This is a genomic window from Paenibacillus sp. ov031 (assembly GCF_900143165.1).
Taxonomy (GTDB): Bacteria; Bacillota; Bacilli; order Paenibacillales; family Paenibacillaceae; genus Paenibacillus; species Paenibacillus marchantiae.
This window is the reverse complement of record NZ_FRDO01000001.1, coordinates 2,264,851-2,283,056: the sequence shown is the minus strand read 5'-3', so window position 1 is coordinate 2,283,056 and position 18,206 is coordinate 2,264,851. Positions and strand designations below refer to the sequence as shown.

18 protein-coding genes are annotated in these 18,206 nt (G+C 43.8%); 13 read left to right on the top strand and 5 right to left on the bottom strand.

Going from position 1 to position 18,206, the window contains the following annotated elements:
• The first annotated feature begins 41 nt into the window (after positions 1-41).
• Genes BUA17_RS09750 through BUA17_RS09735 form a run of 4 tightly spaced genes read left to right on the top strand, consistent with a single transcriptional unit; the run spans position 42 to position 3,219 of the window.
• Positions 42-794 carry an SMI1/KNR4 family protein gene (locus BUA17_RS09750; protein WP_072733369.1) on the top strand — a complete coding sequence of 251 codons (753 nt, stop codon included), beginning with the start codon at positions 42-44 and terminating at the stop codon, positions 792-794.
• 3 nt (positions 795-797) lie between these two features.
• Positions 798-2,099: a hypothetical protein gene (locus tag BUA17_RS09745; protein ID WP_072733368.1), complete on the top strand. Its 1,302-nt coding sequence runs from the start codon at positions 798-800 to the stop codon at positions 2,097-2,099.
• Between the two features lie 59 nt (positions 2,100-2,158).
• Positions 2,159-2,581 (top strand): hypothetical protein, encoded by a 423-nt coding sequence (locus BUA17_RS09740; protein ID WP_244552103.1) that lies wholly within the window; start codon positions 2,159-2,161, stop codon positions 2,579-2,581.
• Between the two features lie 26 nt (positions 2,582-2,607).
• Positions 2,608-3,219: an SMI1/KNR4 family protein gene (locus tag BUA17_RS09735; RefSeq protein ID WP_072733367.1), complete on the top strand. Its 612-nt coding sequence runs from the start codon at positions 2,608-2,610 to the stop codon at positions 3,217-3,219.
• Positions 3,220-3,319: 100 nt separating this feature from the next.
• On the opposite strand, the gene BUA17_RS30595 is transcribed toward BUA17_RS09735, so the two are convergent.
• On the bottom strand, positions 3,320-3,613 hold the full coding sequence (locus tag BUA17_RS30595) for a hypothetical protein (RefSeq protein WP_083584632.1): 294 nt from the start codon (positions 3,611-3,613) through the stop codon (positions 3,320-3,322).
• Between the two features lie 221 nt (positions 3,614-3,834).
• Here BUA17_RS30595 and BUA17_RS09725 point away from each other — a divergent pair, with 221 nt between their 5' ends.
• The gene (locus BUA17_RS09725; RefSeq protein ID WP_063563142.1) at positions 3,835-4,539 is read left to right on the top strand and encodes a cupin domain-containing protein; all 705 of its coding nucleotides are present in this window, start codon (positions 3,835-3,837) and stop codon (positions 4,537-4,539) included.
• A gap of 124 nt (positions 4,540-4,663) precedes the next feature.
• Here the strand turns inward: BUA17_RS09725 and BUA17_RS09720 are convergent, their stop codons facing one another.
• Positions 4,664-5,710, bottom strand: a complete 1,047-nt coding sequence (locus BUA17_RS09720; RefSeq protein WP_063563141.1) for an aromatic ring-hydroxylating oxygenase subunit alpha — start codon at positions 5,708-5,710, stop codon at positions 4,664-4,666.
• Positions 5,711-6,067: 357 nt separating this feature from the next.
• Here BUA17_RS09720 and BUA17_RS09715 point away from each other — a divergent pair, with 357 nt between their 5' ends.
• Entirely contained in the window at positions 6,068-6,514 is a 447-nt protein-coding gene (locus tag BUA17_RS09715; RefSeq protein ID WP_072733365.1) for a carboxymuconolactone decarboxylase family protein, read from the top strand.
• A 37-nt stretch (positions 6,515-6,551) separates the two neighbouring features.
• Positions 6,552-7,478 (top strand): sigma-70 family RNA polymerase sigma factor, encoded by a 927-nt coding sequence (locus tag BUA17_RS09710; protein WP_072733364.1) that lies wholly within the window; start codon positions 6,552-6,554, stop codon positions 7,476-7,478.
• Positions 7,479-7,624: 146 nt separating this feature from the next.
• On the opposite strand, the gene BUA17_RS30590 is transcribed toward BUA17_RS09710, so the two are convergent.
• A complete protein-coding gene (locus BUA17_RS30590) occupies positions 7,625-8,581 on the bottom strand; it encodes a hypothetical protein (protein WP_083584631.1) in 957 nt (318 codons plus the stop codon).
• Positions 8,582-8,797: 216 nt separating this feature from the next.
• Positions 8,798-9,442, bottom strand: a complete 645-nt coding sequence (locus BUA17_RS09700; RefSeq protein ID WP_072733546.1) for a spore coat protein — start codon at positions 9,440-9,442, stop codon at positions 8,798-8,800.
• A 131-nt stretch (positions 9,443-9,573) separates the two neighbouring features.
• Here BUA17_RS09700 and BUA17_RS09695 point away from each other — a divergent pair, with 131 nt between their 5' ends.
• Together BUA17_RS09695 and BUA17_RS09690 are read left to right on the top strand one after the other, a co-directional pair.
• On the top strand, positions 9,574-10,107 hold the full coding sequence (locus tag BUA17_RS09695; protein WP_072733363.1) for a hypothetical protein: 534 nt from the start codon (positions 9,574-9,576) through the stop codon (positions 10,105-10,107).
• Between the two features lie 34 nt (positions 10,108-10,141).
• Positions 10,142-10,873, top strand: coding sequence for a DUF1361 domain-containing protein (locus BUA17_RS09690; RefSeq protein WP_063563137.1), 732 nt, complete (start codon positions 10,142-10,144; stop codon positions 10,871-10,873).
• A 117-nt stretch (positions 10,874-10,990) separates the two neighbouring features.
• On the opposite strand, the gene BUA17_RS09685 is transcribed toward BUA17_RS09690, so the two are convergent.
• Positions 10,991-11,965 (bottom strand): serine hydrolase domain-containing protein, encoded by a 975-nt coding sequence (locus BUA17_RS09685; protein ID WP_072733362.1) that lies wholly within the window; start codon positions 11,963-11,965, stop codon positions 10,991-10,993.
• Positions 11,966-12,292: 327 nt separating this feature from the next.
• On the opposite strand from BUA17_RS09685, the gene BUA17_RS09680 reads away from it, so the two are divergent.
• The 4 genes from BUA17_RS09680 to BUA17_RS09665 all read left to right on the top strand — a co-directional run bounded on the left by BUA17_RS09680 (position 12,293) and on the right by BUA17_RS09665 (position 18,025).
• Positions 12,293-14,629, top strand: coding sequence for an ABC transporter permease (locus tag BUA17_RS09680; protein ID WP_072733361.1), 2,337 nt, complete (start codon positions 12,293-12,295; stop codon positions 14,627-14,629).
• Positions 14,630-14,639: 10 nt separating this feature from the next.
• Positions 14,640-15,404 carry an ABC transporter ATP-binding protein gene (locus BUA17_RS09675; RefSeq protein WP_072733360.1) on the top strand — a complete coding sequence of 255 codons (765 nt, stop codon included), beginning with the start codon at positions 14,640-14,642 and terminating at the stop codon, positions 15,402-15,404.
• 28 nt (positions 15,405-15,432) lie between these two features.
• A complete protein-coding gene (locus tag BUA17_RS09670) occupies positions 15,433-16,758 on the top strand; it encodes an MFS transporter (protein ID WP_244552102.1) in 1,326 nt (441 codons plus the stop codon).
• A 199-nt stretch (positions 16,759-16,957) separates the two neighbouring features.
• On the top strand, positions 16,958-18,025 hold the full coding sequence (locus tag BUA17_RS09665; protein WP_072733359.1) for an ankyrin repeat domain-containing protein: 1,068 nt from the start codon (positions 16,958-16,960) through the stop codon (positions 18,023-18,025).
• Positions 18,026-18,206: the final 181 nt, after the last annotated feature.

The window sequence follows — 18,206 nt, the reverse complement described above, 5'->3', positions numbered from 1 at the left end:
ACTGGTGAATTGAACGAAACGATCGTAGGGAGATGTCGTGAATGTATATAGTAACTCGTGCGTTGAAGCCCATACCGGCTAAGGAACTGGATCATTTTGAAGAACAGCATTCTACCTCGTTACCTGCGTCATATCGCCAATGGCTGGAACAATACGGGGAAGGCACGTATACGGGCTGGATGAATGTGCAGCGGCCGGACCAGGAGGTATTGAAACCTTTTGCTGAATATGATTTTTGGATGCACACGGAGGATACACCGGTTACCCAGGATCAGCTTCAGGAGTGCATCAGTATCGGCAGTTCGGTGGATGGTGATTTCCTGGCGATTCATCCAGAGGTGAAGGGATTGTTATGGCTCCCGCGTCATGATGAGCATATTATCTTGTGGACTTGCTCAGAAGCTGACTTTGGAGAGACATTGGACCGGATCTATTGCGGATATTACCATCAGGATAAACCGCTGACCCCGGCGTATTTTGAACCGTGGAACGAGCTGCGAAACCACACGTTCTACCATTTGGTTAACGTTGAACGTGAAGGCTCCATGAAAGAACTGGCCGATTTGTGTAAGAGTAAATTCAAGTGGGATGCAGTGATGGAAAATGAGTACACATGTAAGCTTTTTATGGTCTCTATGGGTGGATATTTACGTTTTAATTATGCGAACGGCAGGGAAATTGCGCTTTTCTATGAAGAGATGCACGGGACGGAAGGTGCAAGGGATCACGATCTGGATCAATTTTTGCTGGCAAATCATTGTACAGTCATCAATAGAGGCGGAGTGGAGGAATAACAATTGAATTGGTTGAAAGAAAATATTGCAGAAACGTGGCGAAATGAAGGCAAACGATACGCAAAAGATGTTAATGCATTTGTACGCAGAGGCATGGCAGGAGAGCAACTGGATGAATCGGAGCTCGCGGAGGATGCCAGAGCTTCTATTAGTACTGGAGTGTGGGAGATGGTGAAGCAAGCCAATCTTCAAGGGGATTTGAAACGGCTTCGGCTTGAACTGCCTGCTGCAACATGGCCATTGAATGAACATTTTCAATCTTTCATGCAGGCCGTTCGGGTAGTAGGTTATCTGAACACAGAAACAATAGTATTCACAACCAGCACCTTCACGGAGAATGGCTGTGTATATACGGCTGATCAACATGGATGGTTGCTATTCTCTCAGTATACCTTCGCAGGTTGTTCGCCAGACGGTGGAGACTATGCGCTGGCCGGATCAGAAGGTATTCGTATCATCAGACAACCAGATCGCCATCTGGAAGGACAAGAGCTTGCGGTGTATCGCTGGGAAGATATCCAATCCAGTATCCAGAAGTCTTTGCCACGCATCGAATCCCTTGCTGACTGTGAGCATCCGGAACGCACACTTGAAGGACTCATTCCATTCAATGATGGGAAATCCGTTCTTATTTTCTCCAATTATGGAATCTACCTGGTAGAGCAAGACCAGGTATCCCTGCTGCACCCGGATCCTGCAGAAATCGAAGAATATGAGTTGGAAGATACACAGATTGATATGGGTCATGCCGCAGTCTCACGTGACGGTCGCTGGATTGCCTACGGTAGCCAGGTCAGTAACCATATGGTTCTGGATCGCCAACAGAATAAGACATATTCGCTTTATCCTGAATCCAGCTATCCTCATTATGCGGTTTTCACCGCAGACAGTTTGAAGGTATGGTTTAATGCCTGTCACTTTTATAACGGTGCTACAATACAAGTTCAGCTAGAAACGATCGATGGTAATGAGAGTAAGGAAGATTGGCCTGTAATGGATGAGAATGCCCGTGTTTACGCTGCAGTAGAATTGGATGCAGGTATGGTGCTTGGTGACGCATACGGATATTTATATTGTGTGAATGGTGATGGGCAGGAAGTGTGGAGACATTTTGTAGGCAGCACCATCTATTCCTTGGCGATCTCGCCTGACCAGTCCAAGCTTGCAGTGGGGACGTTCGGGGGCATGCTGCATATTCTTGATCTTAACTCTGATCAGATGGATGAGTATGGTATAGGCACAGGCACCCTCCGTGAAATTGAGCGCTACGTGTTATGGCGTGGAGAAGAACCTTTACGTTGGTGAACACCAATGATTGAAGATCAAGACTGGATAAAGTAAGGTTGGGTAAAGTGGAGGTTTAAATGAAGCGTGAAGAAGCAGTGATTTTGTTGAAATGTCATGCCTTTGCCTGCGATGATCTGAATCATTCGACAATGGAAACCGGTTTTCTTGGTAGCTTGCGCCCCTTTCGCGGTAACCTGAATGAAGAAAATTTTCATGAACTCATGGAAATCTTGCATGTTTTGGCTCCTGAACTAAAACAACCTACGCTGGATCGTGAAATTATGGCTTCACTATGGGGAATTACCCACCTTGGACGTGCATGGGCCGTCGAACCTGAAGGAATGTTGCAGAGTAATCAATTGATCTCAAATGAACAGATTGCATTGATGGAACGGTGGCTGGATCTGTTTTCCTACGCTGTTATGGTTCTGATCGAAGACGGAGGGAGGGGAAGAAGAGGCGTTCTGGGGATATCAGGAATATGTGCGGGAACGGGTTGAAAAGAGTTGAAAAGGGAGGGGTGTGTATGACACCTGAGGCTAATGCAAAATGGAATGATTTGTTTGATGCGTTGAATGAGCTCCTGAACGAAAAAATCCATGATGATGAAATTCGGCAGTTATACGACGAATACCAGCATCGGGAGGGTGCTTCTGAGCACAGTCTAACCGCATTTGAAACGGAGCATGGCGTCCGGCTGCCGGAGGATTTCAGTTCCTTCTATAAGCGTAAAGACGGCAGTGGTTATGCATTTCATATCTTGTATCCGGGTGATGCGGAAGCAGAGGAATGTAATCCGTTTTATCTGATGTCATTGAAGGAAATTCGGGAAACCAAACAATATTTCTGTGAAGTAGATGAGAAATTGGACGAGTACTATTCTGACGAAGAGATCAGCAAACTAGACCCGGAGATTAAGCCCTACTTATTCCATAAAGAGTGGATTCCTTTTGCAACGATGGCGGGAGGCTCGCTGTATTTGATGCTTGATTTTGATCCGACAGAGAAAGGAACCTACGGGCAAGTGATTATGTATGTGCATGATCCGGACTTTGTTTATTATGTGTCTGAGACATTTACAGACTTGCTGGAAGTGTCCAACCGTAATCTGAAGATTATGGATGAGATTGAGTATTGAGCAGGTAGAATCTGTTCAACAGAAGGGCATTGGATATTTTAAAGAAAGTTGAACAAAGACAGGAGCTGCGAACAGCAGCTCCTGCATTGCTATTTTACCATTAGAAACGATGGCCGTGGAAACCTCCGCCAGGTCCACCAGGGCCCCCGGGTCCTCCGCCATGTGGTCCGCCCGGATAGCCGCCTCCAGGGAATGGACCGTGCGGACCTCCCGTGTAACCGCCATGCCATCCTGGGCCTCCGATATGTCCGATGGGAAAGGGCAGCGGAAACGGTACGATGGGTGGATAGGGATATGGATAAGGGTAGGGGTATGGATAGGGTGGCGGTGGATAATAAGGGTAAGGATAACCCGCAGTTGGCGGGATAGGAACTGAACCAGGTCCGTATGCCATGATGCATGCCTCCAGTGTTTGATTGATGATATTAGCCTATGCTGCGATGCAATGGAGTGACACAGAGGGCTTAATAGAACGTGGTATGAGTGAAGGGGGATATGATTTGGTAGCTGTGTCGTAACCCTGCAGCATAAATGGGCTCACGCATAGAAGCCCAGAGCATAAGCTGGCGTTATAGGTTATCACCTAAACCGAGAGCGAAGGGCAGGCGTTTTATTTTGGCAACCTCTTATATGGACTTCACCTCACCTACCACCCAATTTACAGCTGACGTGAACCAGAATTCTTTCTTCCAAAAAGACGGAAATAACTATATTAATGTTCTCTCCATTCAGCAATTAAACACATTGGGTAACGTATCCTTGCTGGACATTTTTCTTAGCACGGGCAATGTGGTTGATCCTCATATTCATCAGAATGCATCCGAGCTGGTGTATTGTATCAGTGGTTCAGCGGTCGTTTCCCTTATTAACCCGTTTACCAAAGAGTTGTTGAATTTTACGATCACACCGGGTCAAGTAGCGAATGTTCCGCAAGGCTGGTGGCACTATGAAATTGCAACGGTAGATCAGACTCATCTGCTGGCTATCTTCGATGCCCCGGTTCCTGAAGCCATATTTGGTTCGGATATTTTACGGCTAACACCTGCGAGTGTTCTGGCTCATACGTATTGTCTGGATGAGAACAAGGTGAAGGAAACGCTTGCTCCAATTCAAAAAACGGTAATCGTTGGTCCGCCAGTGGACTGTGTTACTCAAGTTTCCCCGAGCACCAACATGCCTAACTCGAATAGCCATCCCAACGTGCAGCCTTATGTGAATCGACTTCCATATTGGGGAACATGGGTTGATCCACGCATTATTCACGAACCAGGCTGTCCGTATTATACAGAACCTCCTGTGAACACGAATAATCAAGGGTAAGTGAACGATATAAGGCATTTAAATGGGGTAAAACCCAGTACATTGTCACGAGTGAAAGTGTAGCAATTATACAAAAAAGAAGCGTTCGTAGAAACGCTTCTTTTTTTGTCCATTTGTTTTCAATTTATGATGTGTAATTTCGTCCCAAACCAAGCTCTGTCAATAACTGACGATAAGCGATAGAGGTACGGTCTGCGGGAATATGCGCTTCTGCATGCAGATCCAGTGGCAAATCCTCTGGCTTCTGTGATTCCACCATTTCCCGATCTTCCTCAAATACTTGCAAGTTAAACTTAATTGTATCTTCAATCGGAGCATCCTTGTCAAAATTACGGGTAATCGGACAGAACAACCGCGTAAAACGTGCAGAGATGGGAGAGGCACAGTTCAGAATGTTAAGCTTGTCGTTCTCCGGGAAGTGAACCGTAAGTGATGCGGCAAATGGCGGAAATACCCGGAATTCACGCAGCCACTGAAAACCTTCGGGTGCGACATTATCCTGACCTTTGCCATAGTTGCTGACAGAACTCCAGTATTCGGCAAGCAGTTCATTGCCTACGCGTTTTACTTTGTATTGGGGCACTTCGGTGTTGTTCCGGTCGCCGAACGTTTCGGTATGCACGTAGGCAAAATGGGATACATCCAGAAACCCTTCCATTTGACGTCCAGCAGAACCTGCGATATCAAAGTTCGGGGGCAAGATGTTGATATAATCTGGATCATCCCATCCCGGGAATGCGGGAATCTGCTCGTCGGTACCGGCGAGTGAAGTCCAAATCAGGCCATAACGTTCGACTGCAGGATATACGATAAGCTTCAATTTGGGAGAAATTTTGGAGCTGGGGTGTGCAGGTACAGCGGTACATTTACCCTCACAGTTGTAACGGAAACCATGATATGGGCAGACAATTTCCCCATTTTCTACCCAGCCTTTACTGAGCGGAGCACCACGGTGAAAACAAAGATCCTTGGCAACTACAACTTTGTCGTTGCTGCGATACAGGACCAAACGGACATCAAGCAATTGAGCGGCAAGTGGTTTATCTGTCACTTCGCTTGCCTGGGCAATGGGATACCAATATTGAGATAATACATGCCAGTCTTCTGCGGAGAACGTGCAACCGCGAGGCAGTTCAGATGTAAGTTGAGGATTGGAATTGGAAGTTATCATGGAAATCACTCCTTGCTAGGATAATGAATCGTTCTTTTTCATGTCAGGAAAGTTTACTTTGTAGCCGTATGTTACTACTCTTTTGTTTCGTGTATCAATATGTATAATGATTATTTGTTCAAAATCACAAACAAAACATCAAACAGCTAACATAAATACGGAAACTCCTGTTTATACATAACGCTTTACGTGAACTATATTTATGTCGGTTATGCTCCACGCAGATTAATTACTTAATTGTTAATCGAGCTATATTCTGTGCCTGAGTATGCTGAAGAAATTTTTTATAGAAAAATGTCACAAATGTGAGCCTTGGTTTGTCTTAAGATTGTAGACCAAAATACGGAGGCGAATGCAATGAGTTTAAGAGTGAATTATAGAGTGGCTAACCCGGGTGCTTTCAAAGCAATGATGGCATTGGAGCAGCACATTTCAGGTCAGTTTGAAGACAAACCGTTATATGAGCTACTGAAAATCCGTGTATCCCAAATCAATAGTTGTGCGTTCTGTCTTGATATGCATGCTAAAGATCTGTTGAAGCTTGGAGATTATGCCGATCACATTTTGTTGCTGAGCGTGTGGCGCGAGGTGCCTTTGTTTACAGAAAAAGAACGTGTTATGCTGGAGCTGGCTGAAGCCGTAACACTAATTTCGGAACAAGGCGTACCACTTGAATTGTATGAAAAAGTTAGAGAACATTTCAGTGAGGCCGAACTGGTGGATCTGATCATGGCGATCAACACGATTAATAGCTGGAACCGGATTGCCATTACAACAGGGATGTATCCAGGCTGCTTTAATTAAGTAAACATTCGACCATCTGCCAGAGGAGGCCATTCTCATGAAATTCAATTCCCTCACCAATGAGCCAGAAGTGTCTTCTCTGGAAGTTGGTGAATTGTATATTCGTTACAAAGCCTATGCCTTTTCCATTGCTTACCGCATGCTTGGCAGTGTTGTGGAGGCTGAAGATATTGTGCAGGATTGTTTTGCAGAGCTTCAGAGCAAGTCTCTTGATGATATCCGTAATGCCAAGTCCTATATTGCTAAACTAATCGTAAACCGAAGTCTGAATCTGCTAAACTCTGCCCGCAATCAAAGGGAAAGTTATGTTGGAGAATGGCTTCCCGAGCCGATGAGTGACGGTAAAATGGGTAACATCCCGGAAGAAACCGTGCAGCAGAAGGAGATGATCTCCTACGCTTATCTGGTTATGCTGGAACAGCTTTCCCCAATGGAGCGCGCCGTTTTTGTACTTCGTGAGGCATTCCAGTATGAATATACGGAAATAGCGGATTGGCTGGGCAAATCAGAGAGCAACTGCCGTCAGATCTTTAGCCGGGCGAGACGCAAGCTTCCCGATAGACTTCCGCCGATGGAACAGAGTTCTGCAGATTATGCTGCAAAAGAGCAATTGCTGGCTCGTTTTACAACGGCTTTTCTGAATTATGATGTCTCCGAGATGCTGGAGCTGCTTGCTGAACAACCGGTATTTACGGCAGATGGCGGTGGACGTGTGCATACGGTCATGAGAACGATGAGGGTTCGTAAGGGTGTACTCGCCTTGTTGACCTCTCGCCGGGTGCTTACCCGATTGCGAAAACGAGAGTGGGTGCCTACATTTATCAACGGAGAGCAGCACCTTGTGTTACTGGAAAACGGACAGTTGTCCGAAGTTCTGTGTTTGGAACTGGACTCTCTTGGAGAGCGAATTGAGGGGTTCTATCTCGTTGTGAATCCAGACAAACTTACATCGGTATCGAGATAATACTTTTCTGGAATGGAATAAGAAGGGCTCAAGGCATGTTAAAGCGGCACATCCTGTAAAGAGGAGTGCCGCTTCTTTTTAGCTTTGAGATTGTAGCTAATTTTATTGTGAACTAACAACATCCATTTTGGACCGGTTATTATTTATTAATTATTGGCAAACAGGCTTTCAACATGGTCAGTAATCTCTCTGATTTCTGGGGTAAGTTCGTCGTTACTCTTATCGAGAAGATGCAAAATCTTCTCCACTGTATCCAGAAGTACACTCTTCGTGTTAGTCTCCCTATTTGCCACAGCCTTTTCATATGCTTTTTTCACTTCTGGATCGATAGTACGAATTTCTTCTTCCGTGTACCAGTCATAGGCGGGAGAGTTATCACTTCCATAAAACAGGTAACCAACGTACAGTGAATTTTTAACTGCTGACGTACGATTAGAGCTTGGGAAGTTGTTCAGGAAAGCTTCCTTTTCTAGAGTACGCCGGATGAGTTCATCCCAGGTTATGATAAAGGCCGCATCGGAAGTTGTGGGCTGGTTGGATTCCGCAGCCATAATATCAATGTAAGCAACAATGTCAGGTTTCACGTAGGGCTGAAACTTTTTGTACATCTCATAATTGAGGATGGGATAGTATAGACCTTCACTAGTTTCCAGTTTGAATCCCAGATCGGAAGCTTCCTGCAAGAGCTTGCGAACGGACGGATCTTTAATCACTTTGAGCAGACTGCTATATGTAAGCCTTTGTTCATAACCTATGTTGGAATGGGCTTCATAGAGAACGCTTTGAAACAGTTCCGTATACATTTTTTGATCCAAGTCAGCCAGTCTGATCTTTTGCAAATTCTCCAGTTGAAGGGTCATCAAGGTAGCCTGCCAAGGTCCGACTTCATCGATATGATTCAATAGATATTTACGTGCCTGAACCAGGCTGGGCGTGGATTTCACTGCATTTTTTGAATACATTTGAAATTGATGATATACCGCTTTGGAAGCTGGGACAGGTGCAGCCAATGTAGTTTGGGATGTTATCAGAGTTGCAAAGATGGCCGTAAAGCTTAATGTAATGGCTAGAAAACCAAGTTTAATCGATGGATTCAATCGCATTCAAAAACCTCCCATGTTACATAATGAGTAATTGTGACCACATTCTGATTAAACCAGTTTCTGGTAATCGAATCAAGGGAGAATTCTTTTAAAATAAAATGTGTTATTCAAGACATGCTGCAAACATTAGTTGATTCTGGAAATAACAAAGAACAGCATCTTTCAACCTTGAGTGGGTTGAAGATACTGTTCTTTGTTGATTAAGCTTATTTTAAATTAATGGAGAGGTGGTTTATTGTTGATTGGCATCTGAGGTGTGCCGTTTGCTGGAACGTAGGCCTGAAGCATCTGTGTGGTATCATTTGCACTGAGTTGAGGCACTTGATAGTAGGCATGTTGATTTTGATACGTGAAAATTTCGTAAGCCATCTCGATAAACTGTTGAACCTGCGAAGCGATGACCCGGCGTACGGCGCCATTCGTAATTTCAGGTGCAGACATAGCCAGCAAAGAGGCGTGAGACTTGATTAATCCCAGCATATGACCGCTGATGCCTGCATCTTTGACATCCGAAAGGGATTGATTTGGCTTTTTCGGAGCGGACGGCTTGAGGCCATACACAGGTTGCACGATGTTCGGAATCATGTAGGTTGCAGTCTCGTGATGAGGCTTGTGCCCAGTTGAGAAGCATTCTGCAGTCAGATTATATTGGGATAACATGAAGTTGTATTGACGATCAAGAATATGAAGAAGTTCAGTATCTTGTACAAACGTCCTGAAGATCATGTATTGATCCAATACGTTGATGGCTCCTGACAGAATTTCATGCATATCAAACATTTCATGCCCGCCATGGTTCAAGTGGGGTGTGAAGTCTGAATTTGTGTTGTTAGCAGGTTGTATTCGGTTTGGAGGCTGCATTGAATTTGGATTCATTGTGAATTTGATTCTCCTTTGGGAAATGGTATGATCCTAGTATGGTCTTCAACAGTAAATTTATGTAATGTGTGCTGGTTATAAGCGAAAATAGAGACAGGTATGGTGGTGGTTGGATGGAAACCGATTGGAGTGTTCCCAAAGCGTTATTCGTTAAACATTATGGGAGCGCTGTTCAGATGCATCGTGGTGGTGTTTATGCAGAATATAAACAATGGGATGTGCCGCAAGAGCTGGAGCAGACATGGATGGAAGAAAGAATAGGTCAGTTAACCTCTGAATTATCCATCATGAACTGGGACGCGGTTGATGAGCTTACGTCGATTGCCAGATATCATGCAAATCCGCTGATTATTGCTGCAGTCACAGCATTCGCATCAAGACAACTGACGAGTGCGGACAGTATGGTGCGTCTAGTGTATGCGGAACGTCTGATTGAGTTGATCAAGCGATATGAATCGATTATTCCGGTGGATAAGCTGCGTGAAGCCTATCAACTGACAATGAACTTGTTGGAGGATGTAGTAACAAAACCGTTGGTGCTTGATCCGGGACATGAACTACAGCAATATGGGTTAAAGGATAAACGTGGACTGAATCTGCGTGTGGAAAAGAACAAGGAAGAGATTATCCGTTATTTTCGGAACTGAATGTATTTCATTGGATCAAGTGAGGTAAATATCATTGAGAAAACTGAATTATATCAAAGTATTTATTTTCCTTAGTGTGGTCACAGTGGTGACTCTAGGTTTGTATTACGCAGCTGCGGATTGGCTGGATCAGCGCTATTTTCGCTTCCTTATCTGGAATCTGTTTTTGGGCTGGATTCCTTTTGTGTTTTCATATGTGGCCTATGGCTTTAGCCATGTTAAATGGAAAGGGGCAACATGGTTTGTCGTTGCAAGCGGACTGCTCTGGCTATTGTTCTTCCCGAACTCTTCCTACATTGTAACGGATCTTGTCCACCTGACGGCACGCAGTTCCCGCTATTATGGCGGAGGCAATGGATTGGACTACAAGTACTGGTATGACTTAATTGTGGTTTTGATGTTCGTTTGGACGGGTTTATTGCTCGGATTTCTTTCGATGTATCAGCTTCAGGAAGTGATCCATCACAAACTGGGACGATGGTTTTCATGGATATTTGTGCTAGCGGGTTGTGCACTGGGGAGTTACGGTGTTCTGCTGGGACGTGTATATCGCTTGAACAGCTGGGATGCGTTAACCAATCGAGAGACGCTGGTTGAACTTATGCATGAGAGTGTAAGTCGTCCATCGCTGGCTTTCTGTATGTTCTTTGGCACGTTTATTCTTACGATCTACGCAACGTTATACTATCTAATTAATACCAGATCTTACCGTGATAGAAAGACGGAGGTAGGAAGTTCAGAGGCTGAACTGCAAGGCTTGCGATAATCGAGAGCCTGGCATGTCTAGTTCTAATAAAGCCGTAATAAATAACCCTCAACTATTCGGGAAAACTCCCTAACGGTTGGGGGTTATTTATTACCCATTAAATGAAAACGAAGAAAGCTACAAGCATTTTAACAGTTCAGGAGCAATCCGCTTGGGGAACACATCCAGTGGAGGTTTTTCCTTCTTTCGTTTGTCATTGGTGAGCACGGCAACGAGTTCCAGGGACGGGACGATATATACAAATTGACCACCAAATCCACGGGCGTAATAATAGTGGAGTATGGAAGTGGGCTGTTCCGCAACCTTAGCTTCCGAAGTTTCGTTGGTATAAGCATCTACCCACCAATGCCAAGCGTAACTACCATGATTGGGTGGAGTAACCGAAATGGCAGGTTTTGTAGAGCGGCTAACAAGATCACTCGAAATCAGCGACTGCCCGTTCCACATGCCTTGTTGCAAAAACAGTTGTCCGAATTTTAGTAAATCTTGCGGCAACATTTTTAAACCGAACCCCCCGGTATGTACACCTTGTGGGTCACTTTCCCATTCATACTGTTGAATCCCCAACGGGCCAAATAAGTAACGTTCCGCGAACCCAGCTACGGACATACCTGTACTTTGCATGAGGATGGCAGACAATATCTGCGATACCCCTGAATTGTATTCCATATATGTACCTGGCACATGACTTAAGTGTTGCTCCAACGCAAACTTCACCCAGTAATCCGTACGCGTCATACGCGGAAATGAATTCTGTCCTCCGAATTCGTCCCAGTTGAATCCGGCTGTCATGGTTAATAACTGCTCTAACGTTATTTCAGGTTTGCGGGGGTCAGAGTCTGATACCAGCTGTGGGAAAAAGGTGGAGATCGGCGTGTCAGCCTCAGGCAGCACCCCTTGATCCATAGCAATACAGATGAGCGCGGACAACACACTTTTGGTGCAGGAATTGATTTTTGCAATATGGGTAGCTGCTTCTTGATTACGGTAGTGTTCGTAAATGATTTCACCACGTACGCTGACTAAGCAACTGCGCAGATCAAGCGGTGGGATCATTTGATGCAACATGGATGGTATGGATGAAGGATTCATAGTGTCCTTTCTTATTTGGGACTTACCCCATAAATTGAGTATTCATTAGAAAAAGGTTTGAATCATTATCATAGCATAGGAATAAATAAGTTCTCAATTCATCCACCTCACTCAGACTCAGGGATTAGTAAGAACTGGACCGCAGACTGATTCAGTTGTTCATATTTATTGATACAATCGGGTCACATAATAAATGGGGTTATTTTACAGGAAAAGAGGAACATGAGCTTTGGTCTGTAGGGTTGGACATATCGGCAAAAATTAATTACATAAAGTGTACCTGATTATTCCAAAGTAGTGTTCCATACAAAGGAGCTAGTGTTATTCATGCTATTACGTATGTTGAGAAATGATCTTTTTAGGAAAAAAGGAATCAACATCGCTCTATTTGTTTTTATTTTACTAGCGGCTTTACTTGTTTCTTCAGGTACACGAATGATTATGGAGTTAACCAATTCAATTCACTTTTTATTTACAGAATCCAAGACGCCTCATGTTGTGCAAATGCATGCAGGTAAACTGGATATAATGAAGGTGAATACATGGGCACAGACAAATGAAATGGTAGATAAACACCAGATCGTAGAAATGATTAACATTGACGGTTCTCATTTGTTTTTTGGAGCGGAGGCCGAGAAAAACAGTATCATGGATCTTGATTTTGTTGTACAAAATCAGGATTTTGATTTTCTGCTGAATCTGGATAGTGAGATTGTGCAGGTGAATGATGGAGAAATCGCGGTTCCCGTTTACTACTTGCAGCAGAAGAAATTGAGTATTGGTGACCGTATTCATATTAAAGACGGTTCTTTCAGCAGAACATACAAGATTGTGGAATTTGTACGTGATGCTCAAATGAATCCATCGATCATTCACTCCAAACGTTTTGTCATCAGTCAGAGTGAATTCCAAACCTTGAAACAAAATACGGGAGAGTCGGAGTATCTGATTGAATTTCGACTTAGAGATTCCAAGATGATTAGCGACTTTACCCAAGCCTATCAAAATACGAGTTTGCCGAACGCTGGTCCTATTGTGAACTACAATCTGTTTCAGTTGTTGAATGCGTTGACGGATGGGGTAGTCGCAGCTATAGTCATTCTGGTCAGTTTGATCTTGATTGTGATCGCTTTACTCTGCATTCGTTTCACTATGCTCGCAACTATTGAAGAAGATTATCGAGAGATTAGCGTCATGAAAGCTATCGGCATATCCGAGCGTAATATTAAGAAACTCTACTTGAGTAAATATGTTGTTATGGCAGGATTGGGCTCTATCGTAGGATTTCTAGCATCACTATGGGTTAACCGTTTGTTCATGTCCAATATGTTGCTCTACATGGGGGCAGCTCCCAAGACATGGTTGCACTACGGCATAACATTGTTTGCGGCTGTCTTCATATTTGCCATCGTTGTATTTTTCTGCAACCGTGTGCTTCGGCGTTTTAATCACATTTCAGCTGTTGAGGCATTACGTTCGGGCAGTATGGGTGAGACGAGAATAAGTCAAAACAGACTAAATTTGTCCCAAAATCGGTGGTTATCAGTTCCGGTTTTTCTGAGCTTAAAAGAAGTCATCCAACGAATTAAAATGTTCCGTTTGCTGTTGTTTGTGTTTATTATAAGTTCATTTATTATGATCGTACCTATAAATTTCCTCCATACGTTACAAGCTCCTAGCTTCATTTCTTACATGGGTGTAGGTCAAAGCGATATGCGTATTGATCTGAGGCATTCTGAAGATATCGAACAGCGTTACGCTGAATTAATTGATTATGTTCAAAAGGATAAGAACGTACTTCGATACTCACCCCTTGTCACAAGCCAATTCAAAGTGTTTAACAGTGAAGGTAGCTATGATCATTTAAGCGTAGAGACAGGTGACTTTGACGTTTTTCCTTTGTCTTACGTGAATGGCGCAGCACCGAAAAATGAAAATGAAATTGCTTTGTCTGATGCGAACAGTAAAGACATGGAGAAGAAGACAGGAGATTCCTTGGTACTGATCGTAAATGGACAGGAAAAAACAATGACCGTCAGTGGTGTATATCAGGATGTGACCAATGGTGGAAAGACTGCCAAAGCACGGCTGCCCTATAACAAGGATCGTGTGCTCTGGTATGTCGTAAGTTTGGATTTGAAAGATGACGGTAGTAAGATTTCAGATAAAATTGCGGAATATGAGCAAGCGTTCTCACCTGCAAAGGTGACCGATTTAAAAGGCTACTTAGATCAAACACTTGGAGGAACGATTCATCAGCTTAAGCTGGTTACGGTGTTGGCGCTTGTTATAGCAGTATTGGTTACGATCCTGATCACATCATTATTCCTGAAAATGCTTGTCGCAAAGGACAGCGGTGATATCGCAATTTTCAGAAGTTTGGGATTTGCCATCTCCACAATTAAATTCAAATATGTATCAATGTCCCTTATTGTCTTGGGTGTTGGCGTCCTTGTAGGAACCGTGCTATCGAATACTGCAGGCGAGTGGTTGATCAGTGCAATAATGGCTTCTTTCGGAGCGTCCAATATCGTTTTTGTCATTGACCCGCTACAGGCGTACTTACTTTGTCCGCTCCTGCTGGCTGCAACGATTATCTGTACCGCTCTAATCAGTATTCAATCCATCAAAGAATCCAGCATTTCCAAAATGATTATCGAATAGGGGGACAACCATGGCTATAATCCTGGAAGCCAAAAACGTGAACAAATCGTACAGTACTGGTGAGCGTGAGAAGCATCCTATTTTGAAGGATATTAATTTTCAATTGAAGAAGGGCGAATTTGTCTCGATTATGGGTCCGTCGGGATCAGGAAAATCAACCTTGCTATACAATGTCAGCGGCATGGATCAGGTAAGTAGCGGGAGTGTTTATTTTGCTGGCAAGATAATTTCGGATTTCTCGGAAAAAGAATTGGCACAGCTTCGCTTGAACAAGATGGGATTTATATTTCAGAACATCCATCTGTTGAAAAATCTGAATCTACTCGACAATATCATTCTGTCTGCTTATCTGGCCAAAAAAAGCAGTAGAGATTCCATTAATACACGAGCACTCAATTTGATGAAAAAAATGGGGATTAATGAACTGGCCAACCACAATATCACTCAGGCATCGGGTGGGCAATTGCAACGGATTGCTATCTGTAGGGCGTTGATCAATCAGCCTGACATTCTGTTTGGTGACGAACCCACAGGGGCACTGAATTCACGTTCAACCAATGAAATCATGGATATTCTTGGAGACATTAATGCTTCTGGAACAACAATATTAATCGTTACTCATGACGTCAAAGTCGCAGCTCGATCTGAACGGGTTTTATTCATGATGGACGGAAAACTGGTGGCAGATCGCAACATGGGTAAGTTTAACGAACAGCATGACCTTAAAGCGAGAGAGAGCAGCTTAGGTAAATGGCTAACGGATCAAGGGTTCTAACACGGTTAATTGGAGAGGGGTTTATCCAATGAAACAGATGGAGAACAGGTCATTTGGCAAATTTCTGATGGTATGGTTCGGACAGCTCATATCTACAATGGGGATCGGAATGACGGCATTCTCCCTTGGAGTGTACGCATTTGAGAAAACCCATATGGCGACAGCTGTGGCACTGATTACACTGTTTACCTTTTTGCCTAATATCTTGTTGCGTCCTATAGGTGGAGTCCTTGCAGATCGTTTTGACCGGCGCATGATGATGGTCATCGGTGATCTTGGTTCTGCCGCTGGTCTCGTTTTTATCTGGATCATGATCCTGATCGGAAATATTGAACTATGGTATCTCTATGTTGGCGTCACTTTCAGTTCCGTGTTCTCGGCTATCCAAAGTCCAGCCTATAAGGCTTCAGCCACCGATTTACTCGATAAAGATCAATATTCAAAGGGCAGCGGCCTGATGCAGCTCGCTGAATCATCCAAGTTTCTATTTTCGCCCATTCTAGCGGGAATTCTGCTCAGTATAACAACCATTGAAGTCATTCTGGTTATTAATATGTTGACGTATCTGGTTGCCATTCTAGCGGTGCTTGCCATCCGGAAAAGCATTAAAGCAGCGCGAAGCGATGATGAGAGGAAGCCTTGGCTTGTTGAGCTAAACGATGGCTGGATTGAAGTCACGACGAATAAAGGCGTGCTTCTGCTCGTCATTATTATTTCAATCATCACGTTTTATCTTGGATTTCTTGAGACACTCATTGGTCCTATGATCTTATCATTTTCGGATTCAAGGATGCTTGGCACGTTTCTATCTGTGAGCGCGATCGGTATGCTGATTAGCAGCCTGTGCATTGGCATGTTCACCATGAGTAAAAAATATTCAAAAATACTTGTTCTGGGTCTGGTTATGTCCGGAATATCATTCTCCCTCTTGGGATTTTCCACCAATATTTTTATCATTATCTTTGCAGGTTTCCTGTTTTTGGCCTCCCTGCCTTTTGTCAATATGAGTGCAGATGTATTAGTGCGTAATAACATATCCAACGAGAAGCAAGGCAGGGTGTGGGGAATCATCGGCATATTATCGCAATTGGGTTTTATTGTATCCTATAGTCTCGCAGGTTTTTTGGCAGACCGTGTCTTCAACCCGCTTTTGGTGGAAGGTGGAGCACTAGCTTCGACCGTAGGATCATATATCGGCGTTGGTCCGGGAAGAGGCATTGCGTTGTTGTTTATTATTGCAGGGGTGTTTGTTATCGTTATTGCAGTCATCACTTCTCAACTTAAATCCATTAAGGGATTAGAGAAGGGGGTTGATATTGTGCCAACAGACCCAACGAATTTAGCGCATGATTGATTGAGTTGGTGTAGTTTAAAGGAGGATGCTTGCCCCGGAATTTTATGTTTCGGGGCTGGTTTGTTTGAAAGGCTTTAGGACTGGAATCATGATTTTGGTAGAGGTTTGTACAAATAAAAAGGATAGCAGGTATACTAATTATAATGAGCATCAGAAGCTTTTAGTCGTGTAGATATTAACCAGAGGGAGGTTACGCCTTTTGTTCAAAATCGGAAACCAAGGTACGTTTGAAACGTTGCCTGATCACGCCATGGCGATTTACAAGGGAGACGTTATCGCTGTAGAAGAATTCATTAGACAGGGCATGGATCTAGAAAAAGAGATTACGCTCAGCAAATACATAGCATTGACGCCATTGGATATTGCTCTAATCACCAATCAACAGGCAGTGGTCAAGCTTTTGGTGGATAACGGAGTAAACTTGAATGTAAAGGATAATCCAGCGATCCTTAAGGCGGTCAGATATGGCGGGGAAGAAATCATCCGATATCTGCATCAGAAGGGTGCCAAATTGAACGGGTTGAGCAAGGTGAAGTCGAATGCATATGATGAAGCCTATTACGGTAACAAAAAGAATTTAGCCGTTGTGAAAGAACTAGGATTGGATATTCGAAAATACGGAGGAAAAACACTGCGAAGAGCAGTGTCAGACCACGATCTGCAAACCATTCAGTACTTGCTGGATGAGGGTGTAGATATTAACTATAATGAACCGGATATGGTGTATCCCTACAAGGCCACACCGCTTACGATAGCGGCTCGCAACAACAATATGAAGATGGTTCAATTTCTGGTGGAACAGGGGGCGGATGTGACCATTCAGGAGAAGGACGGGGAACGAGCATACACGATTGCGATTAGTCAGAAGAACGCAGAAATGGCAGAGTATTTGAAATCTCATGAACCGCAAGAATTTCACAATTTGAGCAATAAATTGCATGTGCTCAAATCGTACAAACTGCCTGATGCATTAATCCGTTTTCTAACGGAAGGTCCCCGCAGAATCGACTTGCCGGACAATCCGTCCGGCGTGGGATACATCGAATTCTTCCATCTGATCGATACGGTGGAGATGAAGCTGGGCAGACAGAAACTGCTGCGCATATCCTCTGACGTGGAGCAGTACTCCCATATTCTGATCGTCTGGAATCCCAGCAAAAAAATGATTGGCTACGCTGATATTGAACATCAGGAGCATGGAACAATCTCCACGTTCGAAGCGTTCATGGCCGATCCCGCATCATATATGGAGAATCTCCTGAATTAACCGGTGGGCCTCCGCCATCACAAGAACCTCTTGTATATTGTCGATATACAGGAGGTTCTTTAGTGTCTCTAACATTCATCTATAGGAAAAATATCTCATGAAATAGTAACTATACTAGTGCGAAAGGAGGTTATAAATGGTAAAATAGCAATGCCTAAACATGAAAAAACATTTTAGTTGA